This is a genomic window from Cellulosilyticum ruminicola JCM 14822 (assembly GCF_001311925.1).
GTDB lineage: Bacteria > Bacillota > Clostridia > Lachnospirales > Cellulosilyticaceae > Cellulosilyticum > Cellulosilyticum ruminicola.
This window is the reverse complement of sequence record NZ_BBCG01000142.1, coordinates 1-2,152: the sequence shown is the minus strand read 5'-3', so window position 1 is coordinate 2,152 and position 2,152 is coordinate 1. Positions and strand designations below refer to the sequence as shown.

Genomic DNA, 2,152 nt, shown 5'->3' with positions numbered 1-2,152 from the left:
GCCCACCAAAGGTGAGCTTATTTAGTGTGTCATAAATTAGTATACGCAAGAACTGTTTTCAGGACAGCCCTTTTGTATAAGCATAAATTATATTTAGAAGATGAGTCTATTAATCTCTTATATAATTAGGTTCAGCATAAATAACATCATTAGATTTATTTAATAGGTTAATAACAGTAATAGGATTTTCAATATTCTTACATTTTAATACATATGCATCAACGATATCTAAATAATCATTTACGATGATTTGGTCTAAATTATATTCTTTTTGTAAGTTATTGATATAACTGTCTATAGGTGTGGAGTCATTAAATCGGACGATAATTTCATTTGTCAAATCTTTGGCGGGAGCTTCAGATAATGAAGAAGATATTTGTGATTTTATATCCTTTTCAATAGAGGGTGATGCCATACTTAGTGGTTTGATAGTAGAGTCTATAGAAGGATTTATAGCGGCTTTATAAGCATTTACAATACCAGAACTAGCAACTTTATCATTTAAGGCATCTAATGTAGTGACATTATCACTATGGATGACAATATTTTTAACATCACAAGGAGTTAATGAGCTGTCTTGACTTCATACTAAGCTACATACGGAGGAAACAAAAGGTGTAGCCATTGAAGTCCCATTTTGGTAATCATACAGATCATAAGGTGTAGTACTTATAATTTGAGAGCCGGGAGCAGCTATATCTGTAGGGCCTCCATAATTAGAATAGTCACTAAGCGTACCATCAGGATTAATACTAGCTACTACTAAGGAGTTAGGATAGTAGTAACAAGCAGGATATTCAGGCGTTTCTTGTAAGTCATTTCTAGAATTACCTGCTGCGATAACAAATAATATATCGTCAGCTGCCAACATTGTATCTTTTTCAGCTTGTGAAGCTGATTTGCCACCGAAGCTACAGTTTAGAATCTTTATGTTATTTTCTTGAGTATATTCTACAGCTTTTACGAAGGCTGCTATAGATTTTGTATAGTCAGTAGTACCCTTTAATTTTCGACCTAAAACTTTTAATTCTATAATATCAGATTTTGATGCAATACCAGCAATACCTTCATTATTATTTAAGGAAGCCCCTATAATACCTGCTACATGTGTTCCGTGACCATATACAGCAGTATAAGTATCTGAATATGCCTCATTTTCAGGAAAGACATTGCGCATATCATGAGTGAAGTTATAGCTTAGATTCAAATTAAGTCTATCACGTAAATCAAGGTGTTCATAGTAAGCACCTGTGTCAGCCATACCAATTTTTATGTTCTCTCCTTGTGTGTAGTTCCAAATAGGGAGAATATTAATATCTAATCCGGTATCTTTATTGAGCAATCCCCACTGCTGATTAAAAAGGGGGTCATTTGGCTCATCTATTAATTGAACTAAGGTGTTGCATTCTGTGTGAGTTGAATCATAGTTAATAGGAGTATTTTTTATATAGTATGTCTCATTAGCCAACAGTGTAGCAGCTAGTGAAGAAGGCGTTAGACGGTCTGTCCCATCTATAATAACTTTTGATTTTGTCTCATCATATAAAACGCTATTTATATTTGAATTTCCTGTTGTAGTTATTGTATAAGCACCTGTTACAGGTGGTGTAAATTCATACCATAGTTCATCATCTTTTGTTTGCAGGTTTAACATATGTTCTTGATCTACTAATAATGTAAAAGGTTCATTTATATTGTTGATAGGAGAAGGAGGAAGCATGTCAGATGCATTTTGAGGACTGATAAGTTGGTAGTTGGTAGGTAGTTCAATAAGATTATCTGAGCAAGATATAAAGCCAACAGTTAAAGTTTGACCAAGATAAAGTGGACTATTCCAATCTAAATTTTTTACTATGTAGTTATTGTTTTGATTAATAAGACTGGCATTCCAAATATTTGTTATTTCATGGTCAAAATCAAAGTTTAATTGCCAATCGTCTATAGGATCTGTACCAGTATTTGTAATATAAATCTCAAACATAAAGGAATCGTTCCATTGACCAGTAATTTGACTTGTTATTTTAGCAGAAAGGTTATTGAGTGTTTGATTTTGTGAAATTGAAAGATTAGATGCAGAAATACTTGATGTACTAAGCAAAAGAGTTGCTGTACATAAAAAGATAAAAATTTTCTTATTTAGTTTCGGCTCATC

2 protein-coding genes are annotated in these 2,152 nt (G+C 32.7%); both read right to left on the bottom strand.

The genetic code is table 11. The features are described 5' to 3' along the window. Positions 1 to 109: 109 nt before the first annotated feature. On the bottom strand, positions 110 to 340 hold the full coding sequence (locus JCM14822_RS18430; protein WP_054744089.1) for a S8 family serine peptidase: 231 nt from the start codon (positions 338 to 340) through the stop codon (positions 110 to 112). 243 nt (positions 341 to 583) lie between these two features. Then, positions 584 to 2,152, bottom strand: a 1,569-nt coding sequence (locus JCM14822_RS18425) for a S8 family serine peptidase (RefSeq protein WP_157047909.1), incomplete at its 5' end; no start/stop codon positions are given.